Source organism: Novispirillum itersonii, from assembly GCF_014205675.1.
Lineage (GTDB): Bacteria > Pseudomonadota > Alphaproteobacteria > Rhodospirillales > Rhodospirillaceae > Novispirillum > Novispirillum itersonii_A.
Map to the genome: position 1 here is coordinate 24,331 of NZ_JACIIX010000016.1, position 26,081 is coordinate 50,411.

A 26,081-nucleotide genomic window follows, 5' to 3' on the forward strand; every position below is an offset into this window, starting at 1 on the left:
GATCAGGGCCGCAACAACACCGATCCGGTGGTTTGCCCGGCCTCCAGCACCCGATGGGCCTCCGCCGCCTGCTCCAGCGGCAGTTCCAGCCCGATCACCGGCCGCAACCCCTCCTGCAAACGGACAAACAGGGCCTCCACCGCCGTGCGGTAGGTCAGCGGATCACTGAAATAGCGGAATACGCTGGGGCGGCTGACCGACAGGGTCCGCCCCGGCCCGATCTCGCGCAACGGAATCTCCGGCAGGGTCCCCGACGCCTGCCCGACACTGGCAATCATGCCGAAGGGACGCACCGCATCCAGAGTCCGCAGCAGGGTTTCCCCCCCGATGCCATCGACGGCATAGGCCACGCCTTGCCCGCCGGTCAGATCACGGACGGCCCGCACAAAGTCCGTTTCCCGATACAGGATCGTATGGTCTGTGCCGTGGTGGCGGGCCAGAGCCGCCTTTTCAGCCGATCCGACGGTGCCGATCACCGTCGCCCCCAGCACTTTGGCCCACTGCGCCAGAATCAGCCCCAGCCCCCCGGCCGCCGCATGCACCAGCAGCGAGGTGCCGATGCCGACCGGAAACACCCGGGTCAGCAGCATGTGGGCCGTCACCCCGCGCAGCATCGCCGCCGCCGCCACGCGGTCCTCCACATCCTCGGGAATCGGCACCGCCTGCCAGTCCGGCAACAGCCGGTGGCTGGCATACCCGCCGACCGGCAGACCGGTATAGGCAATCCGCTGCCCGGGCGTCAGGCCGGTGACTCCCGGGCCGACCGCCTCGATCACCCCGGCCCCGTCCACCCCCAGCGGCACCGGCAGCGACGGCACCGGGTACAGGCCGGTGCGGTGATAGATATCGACGAAGTTGACCCCGATGGCGGTGTGCCGGATCAGGATCTCTCCGGCGGCCGGGGCAGGCAGGTCCACGGTCCGCGGCTGAAGGACCTCCGGCCCACCGGGGGCGGTCAGTACCATCTGACGGGCCTGAATCGTCTGTGACATTGCCATCTCCTTGACTGTGGCATCGGCTGTGGTGTCCCCGGCGGATCATCCGGGCACGATCAAGGCTACCGGCAGGATTTAATCTGGAAAATTCGGTATAAACTCATACTCTCTGTGCAATTCTGCACAGAGCAGCGGTAAGGGCAGCCAATGCACACCTGGGATGACCTGCGCTTTTTTCTGGAGCTGTCCCGCTGTGGCAGCCTGTCGGAAACCGCCCGGCGGCTGAAGGCGGACCACGCCACCGTCTCCCGCCGCATTACCGCGCTGGAAACCCGGCTTGGCCTGAAGCTGTTCACCCGTCTGCCCCGCGGCTATCTGCTGACCCCGGAAGGCCATGATCTGGCGGACCGGGCCACCGCCGTGGAAACCGCGATGCTGGCGGTGGAACGGCTGGCCCGGGGCAGCACCGACACACTGGACGGGACCGTGCGGATCAGCGCCCCGCCGGTGTTCGCCAGCCATTGGCTGACGCCCCGCCTGCTGCCATTGCGGCAGGCGCACCCGGCCCTGTGTCTGGAGGTGGTCGGCGAAAGCGGGTTTGCCAACCTGAACCGGGGAGAGGCCGATCTGGCCCTGCGCCTGTCCCGCCCGGAAGACAATGGCCTGATTGCCCGCAGTCTGGGGCAGATGCGGTTTGGCCTGTACGGGGCCACGGTTTATGTCGCCGCAACCGCCGAAAACGACCATGTCTTCCTTGGCTATCACGGGGAGCTGGCCGGATCCCCGCAGCAGGTCTGGCTCGACTCGGTGCGCGGCAGACGGCAGACCGGGCTGCGCACCAATGATCTGGCCACCCTGATTGCCGGTGTCCGCAGCGGCATGGGTCTGGCGGCCCTGCCGCATATGATCGCGCAGGATATCCCCGGCCTGACCTGCCTGTGTGATGCCCCGGCGGCAACGCGGGAGCTGTGGCTGGTGGTCCACCCTGACCTGCGGCAGGCGGCCCGGGTCCGGGCCGTTGCCGACCACCTGACCCGGATCACCGCTCCCCTGCGATTCCCCACAGAGGATTAACCTCAGGCGGGACTCCCGGCATCCAGCAGCAGGGACACCCGGTTCCGCCCGGCCCGTTTGGCCTGATACATCCCTTCGTCGGCCCGGTGCTGGAGCTCGACGATACTGTCCGGGGCCACCTCCGCCACCGCCACCGCCACCCCGATGCTGGCGGTAACCGTCAGGCACTGACCGTCACTGATTTCCGGGCACAGCCCTTCAATCGACCGACGCAGGGTTTCTGCCAGACTCAGGGCTCCGTCGCTTCCGGTATCAGGCAGCAGGACCGAAAACTCCTCCCCGCCGATCCGCCCGACCAGATCACTCTGCCGCAGGCCGCCGCGCAGGCAGGAGGCCACGGCTTTCAGCACCCGGTCCCCGGCTTCATGCCCATAGGTATCGTTGATCCGCTTGAAGTGATCGAGATCAACAAACAGCATCGCCAGCGGCGTCCCGGTCCGGCGGGCCTGCTGGGCCACCCGGCCACAGGCATCGTAATAGGCCCGGCCGTTCATCAGGCCGGTCAGCGGATCCCGGGCGGCCAGATCGCTCAGGGCCCGGTTGGCCACCACCATCGCATGGTGGAACGACACCGACTTCGACGACACCGCATGGAAAAAGGCGGCAATGTAGAGAATCGCCACAACGGTGGTGATCACCGCACTGGGGGAGTAAGGAGCCGCCAGCTGGCCGTTGGCCCACAGGACGAACCCCACGGAAACCGCCGCCAGAGCCATGCCGACCCGCCGCCCGGCCAGAATATAGGCCCCGGGAATCGACAGCGGATACCAGATGATCCGCATCTCATCGGCGGTGTTATGAAAAAACGCCACCGACACAATCAGGAACGAGGCGATGACCCCGACCGGGGTGATCTGCGGCAGCCGGTCCGGCCGGACCCGCAGGACAACAAAGATCCCCATCATCACGGCACAGTAGAGCATCCCCCCATAGACATAGTGGTCATCCAGCACCGCCAGCCCGCTCAGGGCCGTCAGAATGAACAGCGCCGTTGTCATCACGCTGAACAGGGTCAGGACACAGGCAAATCGATACTGAAACTGGCGGTATTCCTGCCCCTCCCCGAAAACCGCAGTCCCGAACAGCAGCCTTTGCAGGCCCATCACAGCCTCCCCCGGTTATGGCCTCCCCCGCCACTCCTGTAGTTTAGAAAAGGATCAGGCAAAGGCAAAGCACCGACCGGGCAGAAGAGGGCATGCCTGCCCCGCGAAAACCGCCGCAATCAAAACCGCAGGCTGATGAGCGGATCACCCCTGAAACCGCTGCGGCACAAGGCGGCGCAGCCGGAGGACAATCCCCTGCCGCAGCCGCGGATGATGGAGGCAATACCCCCCCGCCAGCCCGATCACACTGCCCAGACAGGTATCCAGAAACCGGGCCTGTATCAGCTCCATCGGATCGGTCTGGCCCAGTGTCGCCGCCTCCGCCAGCAGAATCGCCATCGGGGTGATGAAGGCGGCGGCGAAGGTGTAATGGCGGACCACCGCCGTTTCGATGACAAAGGTCAGGGCCATCATGATGAAGGGAACGGTCCACGGCGTCAGCGGCAATGACAGCACCGCCAGCGCCACCATCAGACCGATGGCGGTGCCAAGAATCCGGTGCAGCTGCCGGCTCCACACCGCCCGCAGCGAAGCCCCCTGAATCACCGCCAGACAGCTGACCGGCACCCAGTAGGCTTTTTCCATCTGGAAGAGCTGGGCCAACCCCAGCGACGCACCGACCGCCAGCGCAATCACCACCGATTCCACCACCACACCATCGAAAGTGGCCGGAGGCAGCGGCGTCACTGGCAGCGGATCGCGGATCCGCAGCACATACAGGCTGTAGAAAAAGCCGATCAGGGCCGCCAGCAGGGACCCCATCACCAGCAGTCCGACCATCAGCGGAATCTGCACCACATCCACCGGGGAAAAGGCCCCGATCGAGGCCGCCATAATAAAGAACAGGTTGCCCGGTGGCCCCAGCCGGTAAAACCGGCAGACCATGGTGACCAGCAGAGTGATGAACACCAGCACCGGCACCATCAGGGCCGGGATCAGGTGGCTCATCAGCCCCAGCGCATAGCAGGCCGCCATGCCGAAGGCCGCCGCCATCAGCACCACCATGCGGTGATGCAGGGGCGTGCGTGGCAGATACAGCAGACACAGCCCGCCCAACGAAGACACAAGGCCATAGGCCAGATGGCCGAACCACGCCCCGACCAGCAACGGAAGCCCGGTGGCCAGCGCCGCCGCAAATGGCAACTGCCACGGGCGGTCACTGGCCTGCACCGTCACCAGCTGGCGAGCTTCTTCCCGCAGGAACTCAAGGGCCTGAGTCCGGGTCCACATCTGTCCGTCTCTCCGGTGTCTGCCGCCGTTCCCCCATGGTGTGGGGTACCTGTTATAGGATACCGGCGGCAGACTGACACGTCTTCCGGACAGGGAGGAGCCGCAGAGCCTCCGGATCAGCCCCGGGCGGCCTGCTGCTGTTCCACCATCCGCAGATCATCGGCCCAGACCGTGCGGAACGACTCGCGGTCCGTCACCCGGGTCACATACTCCCGCAGGACCGGGTGCTCCGGCACCAGTCCGAACTGGAGGGTCCATTGCAGGGCGGTGGCCCATTGCAGATCGGCCAGACTGATCCGGTCCCCCAGCAGATAAGGGCCGGGAATCAGGGCCGCCTCAAAGGTCCGCAGCATCGAGTCGAAATCGCCGTAGACGGACCGCGACGGCTCCCCCGGATCATGGCCGTTTGCCCGGTCCAGCACCGCCGGTTCAAAGCAGGCGGCGTAATAGACCATCCAGCGCAGGTAGGTGCCCCGGGCCGGATCCTGCGGGGCCGGGGCCAGCCCGGCCTGCGGGAACTGGTCCCCCAGATAGAGGGCGATGGCAATCTGTTCGGTCACCACCACACCACGATGGCGGATGGCCGGGACCTTGCCCAGCGGATTAACCGCCAGAAACTCCGGCAGGCGGGTTTCCCCCCGGTGCATATCCATCACCTGCAGGGTATAGGCGGCCCCCAGCTCCTCCAGCATCACCCGGGTGCCGGAGGCCCGGGTCTGCGGGCAGTAATACAGGGTGACGGGATCAGACGTGGTCATCAGTGCGCTCCATTCAGTCCAGCCCGCCGTGCGGGCCTGTAAAGCACTGTAGGGCGACAAACCTGTCAGATTCTGTCATGTATAAAGTCCACCCCGAAAAAAAGATGAGGCCGCCATGCGCGCCAGCCGCCTGTTGACCCTTCTGACCCTTCTACAGGCGCGGGGCCGGGTCACAGCCCCCCAGCTGGCCGCCGAAACCGGCGTCTCCGTCCGCACCATTTTCCGGGATATTGATCATCTGGCGCTGGCCGGGGTGCCGGTGTATGCCGAGCGCGGGCCGGACGGCGGATACCGCCTGCTGGATGGCTACCGGGTCCGTCTGAACGGCCTGTCCCCCGCCGAGGCCGAAGCCCTGTTCATGACCGGACTGCCCGGCCCGGCGGCAGACCTCGGGCTGGGGGCGGTGGTGGCCAGCGCCGAACGCAAACTGGCGGTGGCCCTGCCCGAAGACCTGCGCCACAGCGCTGACCGCCTGCGCAGCCGGTTTCACCTCGACCCGCCCGGCTGGTACAGCGAAGCCGAATCGCCGCACTCCCTCGCCTCGCTCTCCGACGCGGTGTGGAACCACAAGCGCATCCACATGCGCTACCGCAGCTGGAAGAAGGAAAAGCAGGTCACCACCGAACCGCTCGGGCTGGTCCTGAAAGGCGGGGCCTGGTACATGGTGGCCCGGACGGACGGAACCGCCCGCACCTACCGCGTTGCCCGTGTTGATGACCTGCTGGTGACGGCGGAAACCTTCACGCCGCCGCCGGAGTTCGACCTTGCCGCCTACTGGCGGGACAGCACGGACCGGCTGGCGGCCGAGATGCATCCCGGAACCGCCCGGATCCGCCTGTCGGAGTGGGGGCGCAAGCTGGCCCCACATGTGCTCAGCCCCTACGCTTACAGCCGCCTGACCCTGAACGGTCCGCCCGACGCCGATGGCTGGCAGGACGCAACACTGCCGGTTGGGTCGCTTCTGCATACGGCCCGGGAGTTCCTGCGGTTCGGCACTGACGCCGAAGTGCTGGATCCGCCGGAGCTGCGGCAGGCGATTACCGAGGCCGTCGCCGGACTGGCGCAGATGTACCGCTGAACCGCCCCGGCGATCTCGGGCCAACACAGACCGGACAGACGGTACTGCTCAGGTGGGCCATTGCGGGCAATTGCCCCCGCAGACGACCGCAGCCACTTCAGCCCGGCCAAAAACGCACAGGCCCCCGGCCTGACCTTCCGCCCGGTAGAAGACACCCTGCGCGATGAGATTGACGGGTTCCGCCGCCATGGACTGATGCCATAAGCCAAAACGGAAAAACCCCTGCGGGCTTTCACCTGACCGGCGAAAGACTGCGGGGCGTAACACCTGATTTTGACAAAGGGGAGTTTCTGAATCCTGCATTCCTTCCGGTCTGCCCGGAAGGAATGGCGGAGAGGGTGGGATTCGATTTTTCCACCCCGCAACCCGCAGAAATCCTAGGTTTTCAGCAACCCGAAACTGCCCTTGGTGTAACAGTCCGGGGTATCAAAAGCAAGCTTAGAGGATCGCCCCATAGCGGCGCAGTTCGGCCACCGTCTTGGGCAGGCTTTGCGCCTCCAGGGTGTCCAGGTAATCGGACACCGATTTGGGCGGGTTCTTCAACCGCGCCCGGCAGGTCCGCACCGCTTCCAGCACTCGGGCCAAGTCAAGGTCCAGTTGGTAACGCAGGAAGTCGTCAGGGTGGATGGCTTCCAGCCCATAAGGCTCCAAGGCGGCGGCGGGGAAGTCCTTCAGGTTGAAAGTGACGATGGCGTCGGCTTGGGCGTGATAGGCGGCGGCGATGACGTGACGGTCATCGGCATCGGGGCAATTCTGGACCAGCCCGATCAGGGCTTCGTGACCGCTGACCAAGCTGTCGCGGGCGTGAAGGTTCATCAGGTCGCGCACCCGTTCCAAATCGGCCCGCTTCAGGTCGGGGCGGTTGGCCAACAGGTTGCGCATCCATTCAGCGTGGATCTGGTCGGTCCAACGGGCACGGAACAGATCGGCAGCGGTCAATTGCATCAACAGGTCGCGCAGCGGTGCCGGATACAGCACACAGGCATCCAGCACAACGGTGAAGCGTCCTGCGGCCATCAATAGCCCATCCCCAGTTCCTGCGAGACGCGGGCCAAATCGTCCAAGGCCTGCGAGCGGTTGGCGGTCAGGCGGTCCTTGTAGTCCCGCACATCCTGGAAGCGGACCCGGCGATGGGTGCCGACCTTGTGGAAGGGGATTTCGCGCTTTTCCAGAAGGCTGATCAGATGCGGGCGCGAGACGTTCAAGAAGTCTGCGGCTTCCTGGGTCGTCATCTCGGCATGGATGGGGATCATGGTGACGGCGTTGCCTTCCGCCATCTCGGTCAAGATATGGGTCAGCAGACGGGCGACGGATTGGGGCAGGACGAGGGTCTGGCCGTCTTGCAATTGCACCCGCAGCTCCTCGCGGGCGTGGCCCGCAAGAATACGTCCGGATTCCTCGGCGATCCGGGCCTCGGCTTCCGTCGGCACAACCGGGTCGTAGGCCTTCAGGTCCGACATTGGTTTCTCCCACCCTTTGGTCATTGGTTGGCGCGGGTTTTCCTACACGCCCCTCCCATATGGCACCTAACCGCAATAAACGCAACATCCGAAGCAAGCGCAATAGATCGCGGCGGCGATACGCGTCTTCAGGGCGCGTTCGTCAGAGCCAGGGAATCCAGAATCATGGAATCTTGGCCCGCCGACATGTTCACCTCGGCGAGAAACTGAAGGACATCCTCGCGGCCAAATTCCCCGTCCGCATCGGGATCGACCGAGGCGGCGACGCTTCCGGACACTCGGGCAAGATCATCCCGAATTCCCCACTGAGTAATGGAAATTTCCTTGATCCGGAAATCATCGGCACCACGGCCCAGGCGTCCGAACTCGACAGCCACGCCTTCCGCAATCAGGGGCTTCAGGTTGGCGATGGTGTTTTCCTGCCACCGCTCCTTGGCGGCCTTGAGTTCCTGAAGGTAGGCGTTGCGGTCGTACTGATACATCAGGAAGCTGGGGCGCAAGTCCTTGCCACCCACATAGATGTTCCTGTCGCCCTCTTCTCCAAGCCTGACCGATATGGCCTCGTCCAGTTCCTCGTTGAATGCAGCGAGGTCAAGGCCGGATTCCACCTCGTCAAACGACAGCTTCGTTCTGGCAAGGTCCGGGCCTGCGGCTTCTTCCAAGCTGAGCAGGATTTCCACAAGGTTGGCAAAGGTGGATACGAAGATGTTGATCTCGGTTCGCCCGATCATGGGGCGATAGCCTTCCAAGCCATGCCCCGCGACGGTGTCCTTGTTGCGCATCTCGGCGATGGCCTGGGCAAGGCCGGTGATGTTGCCCACCAATTGCTCGGTCCTGGCCCCCAGGGCGGTGCAGGCTTTCTTGATCAGCTTGGGCAGCTCAAGAAACTTGCCGTCGGGGCTTTTATACTCCTGCCCCCGATCCTCCAGAATGGCCTTGCAGATGGTTTCCAGCGCCGACTTCGCCCAGTCGATGGTCTCGGGGCGGAAGTCCTTCAGCGCCCCTTCCGCTTGCTCAAGCGTATAGCGCAGCCGCTCCAGGTTGTAGCGTTTCTCGAACTCATAGGCGCGGAGGAATGGGTTCGACATATCCGCCTCCGTCAGGCCGCCAGGGTTTGATCGATCAGAGCGACGGCCAAGAGGCGCTGCACCGTGCGGGATTCGGTGATCTGCGCTTTCAGAGTGTCGCAAAGGGCCAGGAGTTCATCGACCTTGGCAACGATGCGCTGCTGTTCTGCGAGGGGCGGGACAGCGAGCGGGGCGACTCTTAGCTTTTCTTGGGAGATGTTCATCTGGCTTTCAGCCATTCCAGATTTTGATGCCTCAAGAAATTCGGCTGTTATGCCGACATTCATAGACAAACAAACAAATCGGGCATCGATGCTATCACCCACGACGTGAATGCGAATTATTTTATCCGAGATCATAAGCCTTGGGCGTGTTTGCAGCACAAGACAAGAAACCCCCACTCTGTTTTTTGGGCCTGCCCTGGTTATGAGGATATCACCGGCCTTCACTTCATATTCTGGCCTTGGGCTGAGGCTTGACGGAAGATGCTTATTTTCAGATTCAATGTATCTTAGCGGCTGAACTGCCGTTGTTTTAAGTACGCCCCAAATATCTTCAGAAGGAGAAGGTTCTGTTAGACAAGCCGGACTCCAGCCAGAATCAATTGAACCGATTACGTCACCAATACATACAACGGACCAGCTTTGTGGAACATTGGTCTGTGCGAAGGACTGTGTCTGTCGAGACGGGTTCCTTTTGAGGATTCCCGCTCCAATCAGTCTTTGCTTCTCGGTCTCAATCCGCTTCAAGAGTTCGCTCGCCGGTTCATCCCTCGGGTCTTGCAGCACCAATTTTCCCCGTACCGCCATGCGCAAAAGCGCCTGCTTCAGCGCATCCACACTTGCTTCGGTGGTGAAGATGGTGGGGAAGTGCTGGCTGAGGCGGTGCCAGTTGGTGGCGAAGTCGTCGGCATCCTGGCTTTGGGTCAGGGTGTCCAGCAGGGTCTTGACCAGGGTGGCGTGAACGGCTTCGGCATCCGCCTGCTGCGCCTGCAACCGGTCGCACAGCGCCATCAACTCATCGACCTTGGCGACGATGCGGCGCTGTTCGGCGAGCGGGGGCAATGGGAACGGCGAGTAAGCAAAATAGTCTGACGGAATACGCTTCTGACCAGCGGTTCCGGTCATCTTTGGAACCCCTGCCGCTACAAACGATGGGCTTTTCAGAAAGAGCAGGATGTAATCAGGCTCGATTATGACGGGACGAACAATATGTAGTTCCGTTGTTCCGCTGCCAAAGCCACCTGTTAAATTCCGGAAAACCGTTGATTTCCCATTCTCGAAGCATGGCGTAATCTTCGCGAGGCCAACATCGCCTTCCGCAAAGTGTGTGTAGCCCTGCTTGATCTCACCCCAGGGGCGAACCTCATGCCCATTGGGCACACCATGCTCCGCCGCAATTAGCGACATCGGAACGAACGAAGCAAGCTGATCATCGTCCCCATCATTTCTGGGGCTGATGAACCCAACTTCAGCCAGTTGGCTCCATTGCCAAGTTTGAGGCAAGGCAGCATCAGGCGAGCTTGCAGAAATTGCACGAGAGGCTTTTTGCCTGCCAGCCTTTCCCAGCCCGACCAACCGCACCTTCTCCGCCGCAATCCGCTTCAACAGCTCACTTGCGGGTTCGTCCTGCGGGTCTTGCGGCACCAGTTTCCCCCGCACCGCCAAATCCAGGATCAGGCCGCGCAGGGCCTTGATGCCATCGGGGGCGGCGGCGATCAGGGGCAGGTTGTCGATCAGGGCCTGGGTCACGCCTTACCCTCCAGCGCGGCGGCCAGGGCGGCTTTGATCTGGTCGCGGGTGGCGGTCAAGGCGGTCTGAAGGTCGGCGTACTGCTTCAGTAGCACGTCGGGATCGTGGCTTTCGACCTCATCCCGATGGGGGTTTGTGAAGTCCAGATTGTAGTTCTTCGCCTTGATCTCGGCGATGTCCACGCACCACGCCTGTTTGTTGGCCTGACGGGCGGCGAAACCGTCCGCCTCGGTGCCCCACCAATCGCGCTCGGGGCCAAATTCCTCGACCCGCATGGGCTTGGTCTTGGAATAGCTTTTCACCCCCGCCGGATAGGGATGTTCATAGAACCAGGTGCGCCGGGTGGGGCGGCCCTTGGTGAAGAACAGCAGATTGGTCTTGATCCCGGTATAGGGGTTGAAGACGCCGTTGGGCAGGCGGACCACGGTATGCAGGTCGCAGGCTTCCAGCAGATGTTCCTTGATGCGGGTCTTGATGCCCTCACCGAACAAGGTGCCATCGGGCAGAACCACAGCGGCGCGGCCCCCGTCCTTTAACAGGTGGGTGATCAGCACCAGAAACAGATCGGCGGTTTCGCGGGTGCGGAAGGTGGCAGGGAAGCTGGCTTCGATGCCGTCTTCCTCGATACCACCAAAGGGCGGGTTGGTGACGATCACGTCCACCCGGTCCTTGGGGCCATAGCTGATCAAGGGCCGCGACAGCGTATTGTCGTGGCGGATGTTGGTGGGCACCTCAATTCCATGCAGGATCATGTTAGTGGTGGCCAGAAGATGGGGCAGCGGCTTTTTTTCCACGCCGTGGATGCAGCCCTGAAGCGTCTTTTCGTCTTCGACCGTCTTCACGTCATTCTTGCGGATATGCTCGATGGCGCAGGTCAGGAAGCCACCGGTCCCGCAGGCGGGGTCCAGCACCTGTTCGCCCAAGCGGGGGTTAACCCGTTCCACCATGAACTGGGTGACGGCGCGGGGGGTGTAATATTCCCCGGCGTTTCCGGCGCTTTGCAGATCTCTCAGAATCTGTTCGTAGATGTCGCCGAACAGGTGGCGTTCTTGGGCCTTGTTGAAGTCGATGCCGTCTTCGATCTTGTTGATCACTTGGCGGATCAACTGGCCCGACTTCATGTAGTTGTAAGCGTCCTCGAACACGCCCTTGATGACGAAGGCCCGCTTGTCGTCGCCCTTGGCTGTCAGATTCTGAAGGCCGGGGAAGAGCGTGGTGTCGATGAAGTCCTTCAACTCATCGCCGGTGATGCCCTCGGCATCGGCGGCCCAGTTGCGCCAGCGCAAAGACTCGGGCAAGGGCGAGACGTAGGACTCGTCCAGCAGCTCCCATTCCTGTTCGCGGTCGTCGTAAATCTTCAGGAAGAGCATCCAGACCAACTGGCCGATCCGCTGGGCATCGCCATCGACGCCCACGTCCTTGCGCATGATGTCCTGAATCGCTTTAACCGTCGCACTGATCGACATAACCGCCCCTGATCATCCGTACAATTGCTGCTCAAGGTCCTGGATCGCTTGCAGATAGCGATCCTTGCCGCCAAACGCCTTGACCAGTTCGACGGCGCTGCCGAGCCGGGTGAACGGGTCCAGTTGCAAGACCTTGATGTCTTCCACGTTTTCTATGCCGGTATCGGCGTATTTGTCGAGCAGGGCTTCCAGCACCTGACGGGCGGTGCCGCCGTAACGGGTAAAATAATCCCGCTTGCGGACGTTGTCGGCCCGCTCCCGCCGTGACAGAGGCGGCTGATCGAAGGCCACATGGCAGACCAGATCGAAGGGGTCCAGGGTGTGGCCCACCTTCTTTTCCACCTCTTCGGCCAACGCTTCCCACAGAACGCCCTGAGTGACCATTTCTTCCATGATCACCTTCTTGCGCTCCGCCGAAGTCCAGCGGCGCAGGAAGTCATCCATGGAGGCGTAGTGCTTGCGGACGCATTTGCGGGTGTAGTCGCGCAGGGATTCAGTGATCAGCTTCCCGTCCGCGCCATAATACTGGACCCGCTCGGCCAGAACCGACACCTCGACGTCATCGACGATATAGCGGAGGCGTGGGTTGCCTGTTTCATCGGGTCGCAGTGGATCACCGGAGGGGCGGGGCTGATCGGGGGTGTCAGGGTGATCCGGTTCTTCCGGTTCGTCGGGGGGGACTGGCAGTTCCCCCGGCCCCGGCTCGAACACCTGGGTTGGGTCACCGTCGAAATCGGGATCGGCAAACAATTCTGACGCCCGTTTGAAGTCCATGATGGTGAACCAGAACTTGTCGTAATCCTCGTTGATACGGGTGCCACGCCCGATGATCTGCTTGAACTCAGTCATGGATTGGATGCGCTGATCCAGCACAATCAGCTTGCAGGTCTGGGCATCGACCCCGGTGGTCATCAGCTTGCTGGTGGTGGTGATGACCGGATAGCGGCTTTCCGGGTTGATAAAGTTGTCCAGCTCTGCCTTGCCTTCCAGTTCATCCCCGGTGATCCGCATGATGTATTTGCGGTTCTCGGCGACTTTGGCGGCATTCAGGTTGACCAAGGCTTGGCGCATCCGCTCTGCGTGGTCGATGTCTTCGCAGAAGATGATGGTCTTATGATAGGGGTCGGTGGCTTGCAGGAACTCCGTCACCTTACGGGCCACAAGCTCGGTACGTTGGGTCAGCACCAGTTTGCGGTCGAAATCCCGTGGGTTATAGATCCGGTCTTCAATCACATTGCCGTACTTGTCGGTCTGCCCGGCCTCGGGTCGCCAGCCCTGAAGATCCTTGTCGAAGTCGATACGGACCACCTTATAGGGGGCCAGGAAGCCGTCTTCGATCCCCTGACGCAGGGAGTAGGTGTAAACTGGCAGGCCGAAGTAATCGATATTGGAGACATCCCGCGTTTCCTTGGGCGTCGCCGTCAGGCCGATATGAGTGGCGGAGGAGAAATAATCCAGAATGTCCCGCCACGCAGAGTCCTCGGCGGCGCTGCCACGATGGCATTCATCGACCACCACCAGATCAAAGAAATCACGGCTGAACTGGCGGTAGATGTTTTTGTCTTCCTCGGCCCCGGTCACGGCCTGATAGAGCGAAAGATAGATCTCAAATGACTTGTCGATCTCCCGCTTGGTGATTTTGGTCATCGCCGCGCCGAACGGCTTGAAGTCGTTGTTTCGGGTCTGATCCACCAGAATGTTCCGGTCAGCCAGGAAGAGGATGCGCTTCTTCTGCTTTCCCTTCCACAACCGCCAGATGATCTGGAAGGCGGTATAGGTTTTCCCGGTGCCCGTGGCCATCACCAGCAGGATACGATCCTGTCCCTTCACAACCGCCTCAATCGTGCGGTTGATGGCGATTGTCTGGTAGTAACGTGGGTCACGCCCCGACCCGTCGTCGAAATACGGTGTGACAACGGTCGGCACGGTCTCAGGCTTCAAGCCTTTCCAGACTTGATAGCGGTCCCAGAGCAGGGCCGGGGACGGGAATTGATCCAGGGCCAGTTCGGTTTCCACCCGGTCGCTCAGGCCAGTGCGGTCATGGAAGAGGAAGCCGTCCCCATTGCTGGAAAAAGCGAAGGGAACGTCCAGCATTTCAGCATACCGTAGGGCCTGCTGCATCCCAGCGCCGATGGAATGGCTGTTGTCCTTGGCCTCAATGACGGCCAGCGGCAGGTTGGGCTGGTGGGACAGGACATAATCAGCCCGGCAGGTCTCCCCACGGGTATGCATCCGGCCCCGCACAATGATGCGGCCTTTGGTAAAGGTGACTTCCTCGCGGATCTGCCCCTGACTGTCCCAGCCCGCACCGGTTACAGCGGGGGTGATGAACTTGGTGCAGATGTCCCGCTCCGTCAGCGCTTTCTTGTCCATCCCTTGCCCTAACCCTTTTATCTGCCGTGAAGTCTAGCGATGACATAGGGGGACGGCAAGAAAAGGCGAAAGGGTGGAGATTTATCGCGCCATACTGGCCGTGATCTCGCTTAGATGATGCTGGGCCAGCAGCTCCACCGCCTGCTCGATGTCTGCGCCGATATGCCGCAGCACCCGGCCCCGGCTGCGGGGATACCAGTGCTTTTCCTCGATCACTGTCTTGGTGCGAAGGCCTGACCAGTCGGGATCGGCGACTTCGCGCTCCCATCGCTTATGGGTGCCGCTGGCCATGCGGTGGACAATCTTGGCGGCCTGGACTTGGGCGAACTCCCTGGTTCTCACCGACTGCGGATCGTCGGCGGTGATCATTTCCACCGCCAGCCATGCGGCGACCACCTGGGCCGGGTCGATCTCGGCCTTGCGCATCCGTGCCCAGTGGGCCTTGGCACGGTCCTGTGGCGACAGGCCGCGCAGGCGGAAGGCTTCAATGTGGGGACCGGCGCTTTGGTACAGGCCCCGCACCCGGTCGATGGCGTTCTTGACCCAGAACAGCTCGGCGTTGGTCTTCAGCCATTTCAACGCAGCACGGCGATAGGGGGACAGTTCCTGGCCGGTATAGGACCGCTTGAACGGGCTCCCGTGGCGTTGGTAATGCTCGGCGTGGGAGCGACAGAACCGGGTATCGAGGCCATCATCAGTTCCTGCGCGGGCAGGCTTGCCACAGCCGATGACCCGGCAATAGCCAAACATGTGGTTCGGTTCGGCGGCTCTGGCCTTGACCTCTTGCTTGCGGCGGCGGGCGGTTTCGGGGCTGCTCATGACTTACGAGTCCCTCACAAGGAGAAGGGTAGAGTTGTACTGGTTGGATATAACCACCATCATCACCCCCTTTCCTCCGATACCATCCCCTCCACCCCAGTATAATCTTTGAAGACCTCCAGCATGATTTTGCTGACCTGGGGAATGGATGATCTGGCAACGATCACCGCATCATGGACGGGAAGACCGATGATCCCTTCCGTCTTCAAGGCCAGCAGGACATCCACCAGGATTTCACTTTCGACGAACTGGACCTGATGGCCGATGCCGGTGAAGAACAAATGGTTGATGGGGGCATGGAGCTGTTGCAGGGCCTCGACCACCTGGGCAAAGGCCATGCGGGTCGGGAACAGCTTCCTGGTATCAGCAGGAAAGCGGGTCAAAGGCTTGTCAGCGAACAGCAGGGCGTTCATCACCTTCTTCACGCCCTTGCGCTGGGCTTCCAGTCCGGGCAGTAGATAGGAATCGGTGGTGGGAGCGGGAACACCGGTCAAGCCGTACAGGATGCGCGGGGCCATCTGACCGTAATCCAGGGTCGCCACTTCCTCGCCGTCGATCAGCAAACCCTTGTGTCGCTGCCACTTGGGCAGGGGTTGCCAGAAGCCGCCGAACAGACGCCCACCGCAATCGAACGATCCCCGGCTGAAATAACGGCGCAACAGCCGGTCGGTGTCATCGACAACCGGGTCCCCATCGAACTGGATATCCGCCTGGGTTAGCCAAGCGTTGATAGCCTGGACCTCATCGCGGTAGTGCCGGGTTTGGTCGGTATCGTCGTATTCGACCAAGCCACCTTCGTCCCAGTAATCGGCCTTGCTGTCTTTCAGGATGATAACCTCTTGGCCCGTGGATTGGGTCAGGTCATCCAGGCCGATGCCGTGGTCGTGCAGCCGTGTCAGCAGCCGTGAACCAGCCTTCATCACCGTGCGACGTGCCGGGCCGAAATAGCCCTGATGCCCGATCTCCATCTCGACGAAGGCCATTTCCGGCTCTGCCAGCCGCTTGATGACGGTAGGCAGGGTCTTGTTCATGGCGGTGGCGCGGTACCGGCTGGCCCGGCCCAAGTCTTGATTGGACAGAGACACCGACACCCAGCCATCGGGCTTGGTGATGAAGCGGTGGATCAGGTCACAGACAACCGCCGCGACCGTGGTTTCAAGGGTCTGTTGGTCAGTGGGTTTGCGTTGGCGCTGACGCAGGCCCTTGACCCGTTCAAAGCACTGAAGCTGTCCCAGCACATCGGCGACGATGGTCTGGGCCTGGACGGTCTTGGGGGCGCGGAACGGGTTGAAGGGGCGGTCGTCGGTGAGCTGTCTCTGGGGGATGTCGTCTTCGTTGTGTTGGGCCATCAGCGTCGGGTCATCAAACTAGCCACCCCGCATCAGCACAGGGTACGACAAGGTTAAAGGGGAGAAAGAGGGGCGGTCTTCTTATGGTGAGATGGCTTCATGAGTACATGGAACCAAGCCTGCAATGGTTGACCGGCTTTCCAACCATGGTCCTTCTGAGCTTGAATGAATGCTTCGGCCCATTCCGTCCGAATGCATTCTTGCCCCTGATCGTTGCGCTGGATGCGGGCGTATTCCCATTGCTGGATGAAGCCTGAAACCTGCTCCCGCAGGTCACGATAGGCAACCCCAGGGAAGGTTTCCCGTAGCTTGGTCAAAGTGGTCGTGGCAGCGCAATATGTATCCTTGAAGGCGAACAGACGCTCAATGACCTGTTCGACAGCAGCTTCCCGTTTCTTGAAAGGGATGCTCAGGAACTCGGCCTCCAGTTGATCGACCAAGGTGGATAGCGGATCTGATGCAGGCATAGAGCCTTCCACCACCTCCGAGAACTCGGCGTCGATGGTCGGCGGTGTTTCGGCCTTGGGGGTGCGGGGCTTGGCCAGCAGTTTGACCGCATCGCGGATGCTCAAATTCGGAACATGTTCCGGATTTCCCGCCGCCAGCGTGTCCCAGCCCTTGGCGATCTTCATGTACTTCTCGGCCATACTGGCGGAGACGCGGCAATGAGTCTCCAGCCACGGCAGCCAGTTGCCATGACCGGCAAGGCGCTTGGCCTCGATCAACATCTCTCCGGCCTGCTTGGCCAGTTCCAGAGTCATGCCCCAGGCTTGCTCAATCTGCTCTTGCTGTTCGTTGATCCTGATCGCCAGAGCATCAAGGCTGACCAACTGTTGGGACACTGTTTCCTCCTTCCAACCTTTCCAACAATCGCTTGACCTGTACCGCCTGCCACTGCCCACCGCGAGAAGTGGCAAGGCCCGCAGAATTTAGGGCGGATGCAATTTCCCGCAAGCTGTTGCCGTTCTCTCTGAGGGGCAGGACAATACCGGCCAGCTTGCCTGCCCGCTGATCTGCCTGTTCCTTTAACACCGCGTTGCGCTTCATGGTGGCGTCACGCATCCCGCCCAGCTTCTTGGTGGATTGGGCCAGAGCTGCCTTGGTGCGTTGGCTGATGAAGTCGCGTTCCTTCTCGGCCAGAGCGGCGTAGATGTGGAGCTGGAACTTATCGGCGCTGGGCATCTGGGCGACCTTGAAGTCCAGCTTAGGGTCGTCGGTCAGTTTACCGATGAACGACACTTTGCGGCTGAGGCGATCCAACTTAGCCACCAACAACACCGCCCGTTCCTTCTTGACCAAGGCGATGGCCTTGCCCAATGCGGGGCGGCTGTCATCGGACCCGGACTGCACATCCACGAACTCGCCGATCACCTCCCACGGTTCCGGGCTATAGGTGGTCAGGAACAGGCGGATATCGCGTTCCTGGGCGGCAAGGCCCAGACCCGAGCGGCCTTGTTCCTTGGTGCTGACACGCTTGTAGGTGACGTAACGGAGCATCGCCGTCCCCTTGGTGATGAGGCTTTCGGCGACGTTACAGCCACAACGTTACAAACGTCAACGAACGTTGTGATTGTAACGGAGATCTCCTGGGGCAGTATCAACCGCCAACACGGCAGATCGGGCACGAATGCACCCCACCCCAGGCATGGGGGGGGAATGTCATGCAGTCGTATCATCGAAAGGGCTCTCGGAAATTTGCCCCGGAAGATTCCGGGAAGGGCTACGCCTTCACCGGAACCAGATCCCCGAGGTCCAACCCTGGATAGGCCAACCGCTGGAGGGCAGCATCCAACGTGGGCAGCGAGAAGCCCATGCCTTCCTCGTCCAGGCCGTAGTCCTCCGCCACGTCCTCGTGGGCATGACCCATCAGGGCATCGCGCAGGGTCTTATCTACCCCCGCATCGCGGAAGGTACGCTTCACCAGATGACGGAAGGAATGGAAGACCTTGCGGCGGTCGTCGATGCCGATGGAATCCATATACCGCGCCCACCATGCCGACCACGCGGAGGTGATCTCGGCCCGTTTGGATTTCAGGTCCGGGAACAAGGTGGTGTCCTTGGCCTTGCGGCGATCCTCCACATAAGCCAGGAAGCCCAGCACGACCAACTGAGCGTGGACCGGAACCTTGCGGCGGGAGGATCGGTTCTTCACCCGCTTGCCTTCGCCGATGGTGTTGATGAACAGATAGGTGACGCCGTCTTCCATCCGCACATCGGCAGGTGTCAGCCGTCCCAACTCTTCCAGGCGAGCGCCCGTAAACAGGGCTAACAACGGCAGCCACTTAGCCGCCTCGCCGCCACCGCCGACCGGGCGGAAACCTTCGATGAAGACCGGCGACGAGAAGATGGTCTTCAGGTCATCCATGGAAAAGGGAATGCGCGGCGGCTCGATTCGGGTGGAACCCGCCACCTCGAAGCCCGAGGCGGGATTGTCGGTGCGGTAATGGTTCTTCTTGGCATAGCCCAGGATGGCGCTGATCGCCCCCAGCGCCTTGTCCTTCACCGTTCGCGGCGACAGGCGCGGCGTCTTGGTGTCGTCCTTGAAGGCCTCCAGAATCTGCGGGACCGTCATCTCCTGGTACTTCTTGGTCAGGGCGCTGGGCATGGCCAGCATGGCGGTCTTGAAGGTGCGGATATGCCCGGCATTGATGGCCTTGATGGGGACATCGCCGTTGATCTCGCGGAAGCGACGGACATAGGTGCCAAAATCGGAAACCGTCTTGGCGGGCGGCTTTCGTTCCATCTTCCAACGGTCGAAGATCACCGACAGCGGCGGGTTCTCGTCATCGGCTGTGCTGGACACCACGGTCAGGAACGGGGCGGGTGCGGGCGGCGTGTCCACCGGCTCGCCCTGTTGACGTTTCTTCTGTGCTTCCAGCGCCTTCAGGCTGGCCTTGAGAACGGCGAAGGACAGCCTGCGATAAGCGGGGGAATTGTTGGCCAGCTTGATGCCGTTGCTGTTCAGCAGTTCCTCGACATCATCACGAATGATGCTGGTGTCACCCCGCGCCAGGGCTTGCCGAAGGTCAGGTTCGATGAAGTCCAGGGCTTCGCCGATTCGATCGTACTCACGCTGGCTCAGACCAAATTCGGCGCGGGTCTTGGGGCTGGAGAAGTTGGCCCGGCCCCCGGCTGCTTCGACCTGTTTGGCGATACTGGCGTAAAGGTCGGCCTCGTTCGCGCCTTCCATGCGCAGTTCCTCGTCCTCTTCCATGATCATGTGGAAGTGGATGGCGGCAAGGCGTTCGATCTCGTTGTCGCTAAGATTGCTCCGCAGGTCAGCGTTCAACTTACGCCGGGCGGTGGTGAATTCCTGATCGACCTTAACCGATTCAATACGGACCCTCTCCAGCGCCTCGCGAGGATCGCTGGTCTTCAGGCTGTAGATGATCTCGGTCTTGGGGGCGTAATGGGCCTTCAGATCAGCAGGCACTTTGGCCCTGATCCAATACATGCGACCGCGCTTAGTCAGGCGAGGATGCTTCACGTCGTCCATGCTCCCGGTGTAACACAGCGGTGTAACAGTCGGGAAGCCGAAAGCTTTTGGTCTCTGGGAAATTCAACCTTCCCAATAGCTTAGGGAAGGAATGGCGGAGAGGGTGGGATTCGAACCCACGGTACCCTCGCGGGTACAACGGTTTTCGAGACCGCCCCGTTCGACCGCTCCGGCACCTCTCCGCAGAGTTCCGAAAAAAATGAAGCGACACAATGTGTCAGCGGTCATCGGAGGGGGCGGAACGTATCCCAGCCCCACACCGCTGGCAAGGGGTATTTTTGGGGTCCGGGCATTATTTTCATCCCCGGGCCCTGCGTGCCTTACACAGAGCATGCCTCTGTCACATCCCGGCATTGCCCGGTCATCCCCCTGTCATCACTAAAGCTGGTGTTTTTGTCCGATTTCCGTATGGTGGGCGCGCGACGCAGTCCGCAGGGGGCCTTCCGGTCCGGCAACAGTCGAAAAAGAGTCATTTTTCGCTGTTGTCCCCATTGACAGGGGCGACCCCCTGCGTATTATTGCGCCCTCTTTCGAACGGGCCCCACCGGGCCCGGCCCTATGTCTTACGTAAAGGTTGCACCATCATGTTCGCAGTCATCAAGACCGGCGGCAAGCAGTACAAGGTCGCCCAGAACGACATCGTCGCGGTTGAGAAGCTCGCTGCCGACGTTGGCGCTTCCGTGACGTTCGACCAGGTCCTGCTGGTCGGCGACAAGGTCGGCGCTCCGGTGGTTGACGGCGCTGCCGTCACCGCTGAAGTGCTGGAGCAGTTCCGGGACGACAAGGTGATCGTCTTCAAGAAGAAGCGTCGCCAGAACTATCGCCGCAAGAACGGTCATCGCCAGTACCTGACTCTGGTGAAGATCACCGGCATCACCGGCTGATATTCGCGCGAAGCGCAGAGTTTAGAGGAGCAGAGCAATGGCTCATAAAAAGGCAGGCGGTTCGTCCCGTAACGGCCGCGACTCCGAAGGCAAACGCCTTGGCGTCAAGAAGTTCGGCGGCGAAGCTGTGATCGCCGGCAACATCATCATCCGTCAGCGTGGCACCAAGTGGCACCCGGGTGAGAACGTTGGCCTCGGCCGCGACTTCACGATTTTCTCGGTGGTGAACGGCAATGTGAAGTTCCACAAGGGCTTCAAGGGTCGTACCTTCGTGTCGGTGGTTCCGGCGGCCGAAGCGGCCGAATAACACCGATCCGCACCGGATCTTCGGTCGAAAAGGGGAATGGATCACCATTCCCCTTTTTGGTGTTCTGATGGTCCCCCCGTGGTGCGGATGCCGGGTGTGCAGGATTTAAGGGAAGGGTCAGAGTCATGAAATTTCTCGACCAGGTGAAGATCTTTGTGAAGTCCGGTGGCGGCGGCAATGGCTGCGTCGGCTTCCGTCGGGAAAAGTTCATCGAATTCGGCGGCCCCGACGGCGGGGACGGCGGGCGCGGCGGCGACGTGATTCTGGAGGCTGCGGCCAACCTGAACACCCTGATCGATTTCCGCTATCAGCAGCACTTCAAGGCTGAACGCGGCCATGACGGCGCCGGGCGCAACATGACCGGCCGCGACGGCTACGACTGCATCATCAAGGTGCCGGTCGGCACGCAGGTGTTCGACGAATCGGAAGAAACCCTGCTCGCCGACATGGTGGAACCGGGTCAGCGCGTGGTGCTGCTGCGCGGCGGCAACGGCGGCTGGGGCAATGCCCGCTTCAAGTCCTCGACCAATCAGGCCCCGCGCCATGCCAACCCCGGCGAAGCCGCCGAGGAAATCGAGGTGTGGCTGCGCCTGAAGCTGATCGCCGACGTCGGTCTGGTCGGTCTGCCGAACGCCGGGAAGTCCACCTTCCTGTCTGCCGTCACCCGGGCCCGCCCGAAGATCGGCGACTACCCCTTCACCACCCTGCACCCGAATCTCGGTGTGGCCTCGGTCGATGGTGATGAATTTGTCATCGCCGACATTCCCGGCCTGATCGAAGGCGCGCATGAGGGCCATGGCCTCGGCGACCGCTTCCTCGGCCACATCGAACGCACCGCCGTGCTGCTGCACCTGATCGACGGTACTGCCGATGATCCGGGCGAATCGTACCGGGTCGTCCGCCACGAGTTGGAAGCCTATGGCGGCAATCTGGTCGGCAAGCCGGAAATCATCGTGCTGAACAAGATCGATGCCCTGTTCCCGGAACTGACCGAAGAACAGTGCCGGATCGTCAGCGAGGCGGCCGGTGGCCGCCCGGTGATGGCAATGTCCAGCATCGCCGGGATGAACCTGACCGACATCCTGCGGGCCCTGAACGACTTCGTGAAGACCGACCGCGAGTCCCGGGGCTTTGGCCCGCGTGAGGCCTCCAACACCGGGATCCGCCGCTTCGAACACCTGCCGGTGGCCGATGAGGACGACGGCGAGGACTGGGACGAGGAAGAGTGGGATGACGAACTCGTCGAGGAGGATGGGGACGGCGAAGCCCACGCTGAGAGCGAAGAAGAAGAGGGTGAGTGGTCCACTCCCCTCAATGATGACGGAGAATGGCGTCCATGACCGCTGCGGCCGAACCCCTGCTTTCCCGTGACCGCCTGTCGCAGGCCCGTCGCGTGGTTCTCAAGATTGGTTCGGCCCTGCTGGTCGACCAGCGCACCGGCCATGTCCACCGTCAGTGGATGGAAAGTCTGGCCGAAGACATCGTCGCCCTGCGGCAGCGCGGGGTGGAGGTGGTGGTGGTGTCCTCCGGGGCGGTGGCCGTTGGCCGCCGCCATCTCGGCCTGCCCGACGGCGTGCTGAAGCTGGAAGAAAAGCAGGCCGCCGCCGCCACCGGTCAGATCCGTCTGGCCCACGCCTATCAGGAGGTGATGGCCCACCACAGCGTCATCGTCTCGCAGGTTCTGCTGACCCTTGGCGACTCGGAAGACCGCCGCCGGTACCTGAATGCCCGCGCCACGCTGGACACCCTGCTGAAGCTGGGGGCCCTGCCGGTCATCAACGAGAATGACACCGTCGCCACCACCGAAATCCGGTTCGGCGATAACGACCGTCTGGCCGCCCGGGTGGCGATGATGTGCGGGGCTGATACTCTGGTCCTGTTCTCCGACATCGACGGCCTGTACACCGCTGACCCCAAGGGGGATCCCACCGCCCGGCTGATCCCGGAAGTGCGGGAACTGTCGCCGGAGATCCGCGCCATGGCGGGCGAGGCCCGGCCCGGTGTCGGCACCGGCGGCATGGTCACCAAGCTGCTGGCCGCCCAGATCGCCATGGGTGCCGGTTGTGCCATGGCAATTGCCCCCGGCAAGCCGATGCACCCGTTGCAGGCCCTGACCGAAGGCGGCCCCTGCACCTGGTTCCTGCCCTCCACCACCCCGCGTGCCGCCCGCAAGAAGTGGATTTCCGGCGCGATCAAGCCGCTCGGCAGCGTGATTGTCGATGCCGGGGCGGTGAAGGCCCTGCGCGACGGCCGGTCACTGCTGCCCGCCGGGGTCACCGCCATTGACGGCGACTTCCAGCGGGGCGATGCCGTGGCGGTGAAGACTGCCGACGGCACCCTGCTGGGCAAGGGCCTGATTGCCTACAGCGCCGAGGATGCCCGTGCCATCCGCGGCCGCCAGAGTTCGGAAATCGAGGATATCCTCGGTTACCGGGGTCGCGAGGAACTGATCCATCGCGACGATCTTGCCATCGACTGACTGACCCACACACCAAACGACCACACCCAAACGGAAGGTGCCCGTGATGACCACGCCGCAGACCCTTGAAGCGCAGATGACCGACCTTGGCCGCAAGGCCCGGGTGGCCCAGACCGCTCTGGCTGCCGCGCCGTCGCCGCGACGCACCCTTGCCCTGACCGCCGCCGCCGCCGCCATCCGTGCCAATGCCGCCACCATCCGCGAGGCCAACGCCAAGGACATGGCCGCAGGCACCGCCAAGGGGCTGACCCCGGCGCTGCTGGACCGGCTGCTGCTGAACGATGCCCGTATTGAAGCGATGGCCAAGGGGCTGGAAGACATTGCCGCCCTGCCCGATCCGGTCGGCAAGGTGCTGTCGTCGTGGCAGCGCCCCAATGGCCTGACCATCGACCGGGTTTCGACTCCGCTGGGGGTGATCGGCATCATCTATGAAAGCCGCCCCAACGTCACCGCCGATGCCGGGGGCCTGTGCCTGAAGGCGGGCAATGCCGCCATTCTACGCGGCGGATCGGAAAGCTATCATTCCTCGCAGGCGATTCTGGCCTGCCTGCATACCGGACTGGCCGAGGCCGGACTGCCGCAGGACGCCATTCAGATGGTGCCGACCACCGACCGTGCCGCCGTCGGCCTGCTGCTGCGGATGGACCAGTTTGTTGATGTGATTGTGCCGCGCGGCGGCAAATCGTTGATCGAACGGGTGTCGGCGGAAAGCCGGATCCCGATGTTCAAGCACCTCGATGGCATCTGCCACACCTATCTGCATGAAGGCGTGGATCCGGCGATGGCCCGGGCCGTAGTCCTGAATGCCAAGATGCGCCGCACCGGTATCTGCGGATCGACCGAAACCCTGCTGATCGACCGCGCCATTGCTCCGGCCCTGCTGCCGGGAATCGCGGCGGACCTTCAGGCCGCCGGCTGTGAACTGCGCGGCGACGACGCGGCCCGGGCGCTGGTGCCGCCGATGGCGGTGGCGACTCCGGAAGACTGGGACACCGAATATCTCGACGCCATCCTGTCGGTGAAGGTGGTCGATGGACTGGACAACGCCATCGCCCATATCCGCGCCCATTCCAGCCAGCATACCGATGCGATCCTGACCGAGGACGCCGAAGCGGCGGAGGCGTTCATGAACGCCCTCGATTCGGCAATCCTGATGTGGAATGCCTCCACCCAGTTTGCCGATGGCAGCGAGTTCGGCATGGGGGCGGAGATCGGCATTTCCACCGGCAAGCTGCACGCCCGTGGCCCGGTGGGGGTGGAGCAGCTGACCACCTTCAAGTACAAAGTGCGCGGAACCGGACAGTGCCGCCCGTAATCCCGCCCTCTGACCCTCTTCCGCCGTCGGCGTGGGGCGACTCACGGCGGCGGCGGATCGGCCTGCTGGGGGGATCCTTCAACCCTGCCCATGCCGGGCACCTGCATATCAGCCGGATGGCGCTGACCCGGCTGGGGCTGGATGAGGTGTGGTGGCTGGTATCGCCGCAGAATCCGCTGAAGGCCCGGTCCGGCATGGCCCCGCTGCACCAGCGGCTGGAGTCGGCCCGCCGCGTGGCCACCCCGGAGCGGCGGTTGCGGATCTGGGCCCCGGAGCAGTCTTTCCGCTCCTCCTACACGGTTGATACCCTGCGCACCCTGCGTCAGCGGTTCCCGCAGGTGGCGTTTGTATGGCTGATGGGGGCCGATAATCTGGTGCAGATCCCGCGCTGGCACCGCTGGACAGAGATCTTCGGGACGGTGCCGGTTGCGATTCTCGACCGGGGACCGTATTCTGGAGCAGCCTTGGCCGGGCAGGCAGCCCACCGTCTGGCCGCTGCCCGCTGCCCGGCGTGGCGGGCCCATCGGCTGGCGGATCTGCCGCCACCGGCGTGGGTGTTCCTGCCAATCCGGCGTCATCCTGCATCTTCCACCGCCCTGCGGGCGGCGGGGGTGTAGTGTTTATTTTATTCGTGTACCCTTTTTCCTCTTCAATCATCAGTCCGTGACCCGGACAGGAGTTCCACCATTACTACGACCGTTGACGCGGTGCAGCCCGGCATGTCGGTGGCTGCATTCATCGAAACCGCGCTGGACGCTGACAAGGGCGAAGACATCATCGTGCTTGATCTGCGCGGGAAGTCGTCGTTTGCCGACACCATGATCATCTGCTCCGGCCGTTCGCCGCGCCATGTCGCCGCCATGGCCGACCACCTGCAGGAAAAGCTGAAGGCCATGGGCCTGTACACGCAGGTGGAAGGCAACCAGACCTGTGACTGGGTGCTGCTGGATGCCGGGGACGTGGTGGTGCACCTGTTCCGTCCGGAAGTCCGCGCCTTCTACAATCTGGAAAAGATGTGGGGCGGCGGCAGCCTGTCGGCACCGGTCAGCGAAAAGTCCAGCCGGGATGCCTATGCTGCCACCCTCGGCGTGCCGGGCCCGGATTCCGTTGATTTCACCTGATCCGGCCTGATCCGCG

Annotated in this window: 24 protein-coding genes, 1 tRNA gene and 1 pseudogene; 10 read left to right on the plus strand and 16 right to left on the minus strand. The window is 62.4% G+C overall.

Annotation, left to right across the window (positions count from 1 at the left end; translation table 11 throughout):
* Positions 1–2: 2 nt before the first annotated feature.
* Positions 3–992 carry a quinone oxidoreductase family protein gene (locus tag FHS48_RS17255; protein ID WP_184265323.1) on the minus strand — a complete coding sequence of 330 codons (990 nt, stop codon included), beginning with the start codon at positions 990–992 and terminating at the stop codon, positions 3–5.
* 150 nt (positions 993–1,142) lie between these two features.
* Between FHS48_RS17255 and FHS48_RS17260 the strand changes: the two genes are divergently transcribed.
* The gene (locus FHS48_RS17260) at positions 1,143–2,009 is read left to right on the plus strand and encodes a LysR family transcriptional regulator (protein ID WP_184265325.1); all 867 of its coding nucleotides are present in this window, start codon (positions 1,143–1,145) and stop codon (positions 2,007–2,009) included.
* 2 nt (positions 2,010–2,011) lie between these two features.
* Here the strand turns inward: FHS48_RS17260 and FHS48_RS17265 are convergent, their stop codons facing one another.
* The 3 genes from FHS48_RS17265 to FHS48_RS17275 form a co-directional block, all read right to left on the minus strand.
* Positions 2,012–3,112, minus strand: a complete 1,101-nt coding sequence (locus FHS48_RS17265) for a GGDEF domain-containing protein (RefSeq protein ID WP_184265327.1) — start codon at positions 3,110–3,112, stop codon at positions 2,012–2,014.
* 144 nt (positions 3,113–3,256) lie between these two features.
* On the minus strand, positions 3,257–4,342 hold the full coding sequence (locus FHS48_RS17270; protein WP_184265329.1) for an FUSC family protein: 1,086 nt from the start codon (positions 4,340–4,342) through the stop codon (positions 3,257–3,259).
* Between the two features lie 116 nt (positions 4,343–4,458).
* Positions 4,459–5,100 carry a glutathione S-transferase family protein gene (locus FHS48_RS17275; protein WP_184265331.1) on the minus strand — a complete coding sequence of 214 codons (642 nt, stop codon included), beginning with the start codon at positions 5,098–5,100 and terminating at the stop codon, positions 4,459–4,461.
* Positions 5,101–5,215: 115 nt separating this feature from the next.
* Between FHS48_RS17275 and FHS48_RS17280 the strand changes: the two genes are divergently transcribed.
* Positions 5,216–6,178: a helix-turn-helix transcriptional regulator gene (locus tag FHS48_RS17280; protein ID WP_184265333.1), complete on the plus strand. Its 963-nt coding sequence runs from the start codon at positions 5,216–5,218 to the stop codon at positions 6,176–6,178.
* A gap of 60 nt (positions 6,179–6,238) precedes the next feature.
* On the plus strand, positions 6,239–6,382 hold the full coding sequence (locus FHS48_RS17285) for a hypothetical protein (RefSeq protein WP_184265335.1): 144 nt from the start codon (positions 6,239–6,241) through the stop codon (positions 6,380–6,382).
* A gap of 234 nt (positions 6,383–6,616) precedes the next feature.
* Here the strand turns inward: FHS48_RS17285 and FHS48_RS17290 are convergent, their stop codons facing one another.
* From FHS48_RS17290 to FHS48_RS17345, 12 genes are all read right to left on the minus strand, one after another.
* Positions 6,617–7,195: a PIN domain-containing protein gene (locus FHS48_RS17290; protein ID WP_184265337.1), complete on the minus strand. Its 579-nt coding sequence runs from the start codon at positions 7,193–7,195 to the stop codon at positions 6,617–6,619.
* A complete protein-coding gene (locus FHS48_RS17295) occupies positions 7,195–7,638 on the minus strand; it encodes a helix-turn-helix domain-containing protein (RefSeq protein ID WP_184265339.1) in 444 nt (147 codons plus the stop codon). Before FHS48_RS17295 ends, FHS48_RS17290 begins: the two co-directional genes overlap by 1 nt.
* Positions 7,639–7,766: 128 nt before the next feature.
* Positions 7,767–8,726: a hypothetical protein gene (locus tag FHS48_RS17300; RefSeq protein WP_184265341.1), complete on the minus strand. Its 960-nt coding sequence runs from the start codon at positions 8,724–8,726 to the stop codon at positions 7,767–7,769.
* 11 nt (positions 8,727–8,737) lie between these two features.
* The gene (locus tag FHS48_RS20535; RefSeq protein WP_184265343.1) at positions 8,738–10,456 is read right to left on the minus strand and encodes a restriction endonuclease subunit S; all 1,719 of its coding nucleotides are present in this window, start codon (positions 10,454–10,456) and stop codon (positions 8,738–8,740) included.
* On the minus strand, positions 10,453–11,922 hold the full coding sequence (locus FHS48_RS17310) for a type I restriction-modification system subunit M (RefSeq protein ID WP_184265345.1): 1,470 nt from the start codon (positions 11,920–11,922) through the stop codon (positions 10,453–10,455). Before FHS48_RS17310 ends, FHS48_RS20535 begins: the two co-directional genes overlap by 4 nt.
* 12 nt (positions 11,923–11,934) lie before the next feature.
* Positions 11,935–14,295, minus strand: coding sequence for an EcoAI/FtnUII family type I restriction enzme subunit R (gene hsdR, locus FHS48_RS17315; RefSeq protein WP_184265347.1), 2,361 nt, complete (start codon positions 14,293–14,295; stop codon positions 11,935–11,937).
* Positions 14,296–14,376: 81 nt separating this feature from the next.
* Positions 14,377–15,114, minus strand: a complete 738-nt coding sequence (locus FHS48_RS17320; protein ID WP_221443574.1) for a hypothetical protein — start codon at positions 15,112–15,114, stop codon at positions 14,377–14,379.
* Positions 15,115–15,176: 62 nt separating this feature from the next.
* On the minus strand, positions 15,177–16,463 hold the full coding sequence (locus FHS48_RS17325) for a hypothetical protein (protein WP_184265349.1): 1,287 nt from the start codon (positions 16,461–16,463) through the stop codon (positions 15,177–15,179).
* Positions 16,464–16,516: 53 nt separating this feature from the next.
* Complete coding sequence (locus FHS48_RS17330; protein WP_184265351.1) at positions 16,517–17,305, minus strand: DUF3102 domain-containing protein; 789 nt, start codon at positions 17,303–17,305, stop codon at positions 16,517–16,519.
* A complete protein-coding gene (locus FHS48_RS17335; protein WP_184265353.1) occupies positions 17,280–17,960 on the minus strand; it encodes a recombinase family protein in 681 nt (226 codons plus the stop codon). The genes FHS48_RS17330 and FHS48_RS17335 overlap by 26 nt, the downstream gene beginning before the upstream one ends.
* Before the next feature lie 223 nt (positions 17,961–18,183).
* Positions 18,184–19,959 carry a DUF6538 domain-containing protein gene (locus FHS48_RS17340; RefSeq protein WP_260402555.1) on the minus strand — a complete coding sequence of 592 codons (1,776 nt, stop codon included), beginning with the start codon at positions 19,957–19,959 and terminating at the stop codon, positions 18,184–18,186.
* A gap of 92 nt (positions 19,960–20,051) precedes the next feature.
* A tRNA-Ser gene (locus tag FHS48_RS17345) sits at positions 20,052–20,141 on the minus strand.
* A 402-nt stretch (positions 20,142–20,543) separates the two neighbouring features.
* Between FHS48_RS17345 and rplU the strand changes: the two genes are divergently transcribed.
* From rplU to rsfS, 7 genes and pseudogenes are all read left to right on the plus strand, one after another.
* The gene (rplU, locus tag FHS48_RS17350) at positions 20,544–20,843 is read left to right on the plus strand and encodes a 50S ribosomal protein L21 (protein ID WP_184265354.1); all 300 of its coding nucleotides are present in this window, start codon (positions 20,544–20,546) and stop codon (positions 20,841–20,843) included.
* A 37-nt stretch (positions 20,844–20,880) separates the two neighbouring features.
* A complete protein-coding gene (gene rpmA / locus FHS48_RS17355; RefSeq protein ID WP_184265356.1) occupies positions 20,881–21,150 on the plus strand; it encodes a 50S ribosomal protein L27 in 270 nt (89 codons plus the stop codon).
* 125 nt (positions 21,151–21,275) lie between these two features.
* Positions 21,276–22,490 (plus strand): GTPase ObgE, encoded by a 1,215-nt coding sequence (gene obgE, locus FHS48_RS17360; RefSeq protein WP_184265358.1) that lies wholly within the window; start codon positions 21,276–21,278, stop codon positions 22,488–22,490.
* On the plus strand, positions 22,478–23,629 hold the full coding sequence (gene proB, locus FHS48_RS17365) for a glutamate 5-kinase (RefSeq protein ID WP_184265360.1): 1,152 nt from the start codon (positions 22,478–22,480) through the stop codon (positions 23,627–23,629). Before obgE ends, proB begins: the two co-directional genes overlap by 13 nt.
* A gap of 25 nt (positions 23,630–23,654) precedes the next feature.
* A pseudogene (locus FHS48_RS17370) lies at positions 23,655–24,944 on the plus strand (glutamate-5-semialdehyde dehydrogenase); the annotation flags it as partial.
* A complete protein-coding gene (locus FHS48_RS17375; protein ID WP_311769159.1) occupies positions 24,932–25,561 on the plus strand; it encodes a nicotinate-nucleotide adenylyltransferase in 630 nt (209 codons plus the stop codon). The pseudogene FHS48_RS17370 and the gene FHS48_RS17375, both read left to right, overlap by 13 nt.
* 102 nt (positions 25,562–25,663) lie before the next feature.
* Positions 25,664–26,065: a ribosome silencing factor gene (rsfS, locus tag FHS48_RS17380; RefSeq protein WP_184265364.1), complete on the plus strand. Its 402-nt coding sequence runs from the start codon at positions 25,664–25,666 to the stop codon at positions 26,063–26,065.
* Positions 26,066–26,081 lie beyond the last annotated feature (16 nt).